This is a genomic window from Streptomyces sp. NRRL B-1347 (assembly GCF_000720325.1).
GTDB lineage: Bacteria > Actinomycetota > Actinomycetes > Streptomycetales > Streptomycetaceae > Streptomyces.
On sequence record NZ_JOJM01000177.1, the window covers coordinates 1 to 2,867 of the forward strand.

The window sequence follows — 2,867 nt, forward strand, 5'->3', positions numbered from 1 at the left end:
GTGGGGGGTGGCGGGCGGGTCCGCCCCGGCGCCGTCCTCCTGGCCCGCTCCCGTGCGGGCACACGCGGGCGCTCCCCGGAACCATGCCCCGGCCGCATCACCCACCGGCTCCCACCCGCCAGGCCCCGCCAGCGCCACGGCCGGGCCAGTCCTCCTGGGTCCATGCCACGCGCAGGAGGGCGCCCTCGACGCAGTCGGTGAGGAGGCCGAGGTGGATGCGGGGGCACCGGTCGAGATGCTCGCGGTAGGCCCCGTACAGATCGGGGAACTCGTAGTCGTCCTCGTAGCCGTCGAGGTCGGTGATGGCCGTCATCGGCCCACCGTCCTGAGGGGCGTGGCCGTCGCGAGCAGGGCGTGCGCGTAGCGGCTGTCGCACAGGGCTCCGGGGTGCCGCGGCAGCACCACCCAGCGGGAAAGCATGGTCGAGTGGCCGGGGCGGGGGACGCCGAGGTAGGTGCCGGTGGTGAGCCGCTCGGCAGGGCCGGCCCAGTGGGCGCCCGGCGCGATGAGCACGTAGTACGGGCCCGCGCTGCTGCGGAAGTCGCGGATGACGGGCCCGTCGACCCACTCGCGCAGCGCGGTGGCCACCGTCTGCGGCTCGTCGCTGCCGACCGCGTCGTGGACGCGGTCCGCCTCGATGCGGATCGCGTCGAAGCGGCGACCGAGCGGGAGCAGCGCGACCCCGTGCTTCTCCCACTCGGCCCACACTTCGCCCGGACGCGGGTCGGCCTCCGCCAGCCACTGCGATACGGCTCTCTGCAGGTCGGTGTCCACGATGTGCCCCTATCGTCGCTGATCAGGTGTGATGGCGACGGTAGGGGCAGTGCACAGGAGGCGAGGACCGGATTCCGGTCCCCCTCCTCATGCCGCCAGGATGCCTACCTCGACAGCCAGCTCCGATGCCCTGCGGCGCCGCTCGGACTGCTTCGACTCGGTCTCTTCGAGGATGATCCGGCGCGCGTAGCCGTTGTAGGCGACTGTCTCCGGGGCCGAGTGGTGAGCCTTCTCCAAGGTGGCGATGGCGACGTCCGGCTGGCCGTCGAGGTGGAAGCCGCGTGCTTCCTCGATCCTGTGCCGGGCGCGGCGGGGACGGGACTTGATGACGGTCTCGTCCGCCTTTGCCGCCTGGCGCACGGACTCTCCGCCCTGATGCAACTCGACGGCGACCGTGACGGCGTGCGCGCCCATGATGGCGCGGCTGAAGCTGGTGACCGGGTGGTAGTAGTCCCGCGGCAGCCGCTGAGCCACGTCGTTCGCCTTGTCCCAGTGCCGCCAAGCGGTGCCGTTGTCCCGCCGTCGGGCAGCGGTGTAGCCGAGTTCGAACTGGAGGGCACCGGCGATGGCCAGCACGTCGTCGGAGGCGTCCGGGAGGAGCGGTTCCAGGAAGCGGACGGCTTCGAGGTTGACGGCGTCGGCCGCCTCGAAGTGGCGCGGGCCGCTGTCGCGGTGTGCCTGCGCAAGCAGCCATGCGGCGACGCCGATCGTGTGCGGGTCCTCGGACTCCTGGGCGGCGGTCATGCCTCGTTCGGCGACCCGCCACAGGAGACTCAGATCCGGCTGATAGGCGACGAAGAACTGGCACAGGCTGTACGCCTCGGCGAGCAGCGCCTGAGCGGCGCGCCTTTCGACCGCGCTGTCCGCGTGGCGGCAGAGCGCCTGGCTGTCGCGGATGAGGTCCGGGAGCAACTTGCCGATGACTTCGCGGTGGTCGGGTGCTTGGTGGCGCGCCTTCCAGGCGGCGTGAAGACGAGCCTCCATGTGGGCCAGGGGCGGCGGCTCAACGGTGGCAGCGAGAGCGAAGGAATCGACCGCGGTCTTCACCGCGGCGAGACGCGGGTGGCCAGGACCGACGAAGAGATCCACGTGCATGTCCGGGTGACCTGTCAGTTCGGCGAGGTCACGCACGCGCAGTGCCTCGGCGATGCGCAGCACCATCTCCATGCCTGGTGCGTTCTGCTGTCCGTTCTCGATCTTCTTCAGGGTGTGCGGCGAGACCCCTACGAAGTCGGCCAGTTGGTGCCGTGTCATGCCACGGCGTTCGCGGAGAATCTGCACCCGCTGCCCGAAGCGCAGCGGGTCGGCGTACGGGTCCGGGGTAGCACCTGAAGACATTGGCCTTGCCCTTCTCTGGACAGCTCACCACTTTCAGACTAGGAGCAAAGCCTTCCCTGTGTCCGGCTTCGGCTGAGCCCGCTCCCAGCGCCGAGGCACAGCCGGGCGAGTCGCCCACACCGTGAAGGAGGAGCCCGGTGGCCCGCACCGAGTACTACGACGACCCCGATGCGCCGGAGCCCAACTCGCTCGTGGTGGCGGCCTCCGCGGTGGTCGCCGACGGGCAGGGGCGCATCCTGCTCCAGCGGCGTCGTGACAACGGCCTGTGGGCGCTGCCCGGTGGCGGTATGGACATGGCCGAATCGCTCCCGGGGGCAGCGGTGCGGGAGGTGAAGGAGGAGACCGGCCTCGACGTCGAGATCACGGGCCTGGTCGGTACGTACACCGACCCGAAGCACGTCATCGCGTACACCGACGGCGAGGTGCGCAGGCAGTTCAACGTGTGCTTCACCGCCCGCGTCACAGGCGGCCGACTGGCCATCTCGGACGAGTCGGCCGAACTGCGTTTCGTCGCGCGCGAGGACCTCGAAGCCCTGCCGATGCACCACACGCAGCGACTCCGCCTGCGGCACTTCCTCGACGGCCGGGCCGAGCCGTACTTGGGGTAGGGCCGGGGTTCGTCAGGTCGGGCGGAGCCAGAGGGTCGTGAGGGGTGGGAGGGAGACGAGGAGGGAGGTGGGGTGGCCGTGGGACTGTCTCTTATACACATCTGACGCTGCCGACGAATAGAGAGGTGTAGAACTCGGTGGTCGCCG

At 70.5% G+C, this 2,867-nt stretch carries 4 protein-coding genes; 1 reads left to right on the top strand and 3 read right to left on the bottom strand.

What is annotated here, in order from left to right:
* Positions 1–97: 97 nt before the first annotated feature.
* The 3 genes from IG74_RS0144145 to IG74_RS0144155 form a co-directional block, all read right to left on the bottom strand.
* Positions 98–313 carry a hypothetical protein gene (locus IG74_RS0144145; protein WP_030689373.1) on the bottom strand — a complete coding sequence of 72 codons (216 nt, stop codon included), beginning with the start codon at positions 311–313 and terminating at the stop codon, positions 98–100.
* Positions 310–774 (bottom strand): hypothetical protein, encoded by a 465-nt coding sequence (locus tag IG74_RS48600; protein WP_051856723.1) that lies wholly within the window; start codon positions 772–774, stop codon positions 310–312. Before IG74_RS48600 ends, IG74_RS0144145 begins: the two co-directional genes overlap by 4 nt.
* A gap of 87 nt (positions 775–861) precedes the next feature.
* The gene (locus tag IG74_RS0144155) at positions 862–2,112 is read right to left on the bottom strand and encodes a helix-turn-helix transcriptional regulator (RefSeq protein WP_030689377.1); all 1,251 of its coding nucleotides are present in this window, start codon (positions 2,110–2,112) and stop codon (positions 862–864) included.
* Between the two features lie 137 nt (positions 2,113–2,249).
* Here IG74_RS0144155 and IG74_RS0144160 point away from each other — a divergent pair, with 137 nt between their 5' ends.
* The gene (locus IG74_RS0144160) at positions 2,250–2,720 is read left to right on the top strand and encodes an NUDIX domain-containing protein (protein ID WP_030689379.1); all 471 of its coding nucleotides are present in this window, start codon (positions 2,250–2,252) and stop codon (positions 2,718–2,720) included.
* Positions 2,721–2,867: the final 147 nt, after the last annotated feature.

Excerpts from the sequence above, each read along its gene's own strand:
- IG74_RS0144155 (WP_030689377.1), bottom strand. The coding sequence starts at position 2,112 with ATGTCTTCAGGTGCTACCCCGGACCCGTACGCCGACCCGCTGCGCTTC.
- IG74_RS0144145 (WP_030689373.1), bottom strand. The coding sequence starts at position 313 with ATGACGGCCATCACCGACCTCGACGGCTACGAGGACGACTACGAGTTC.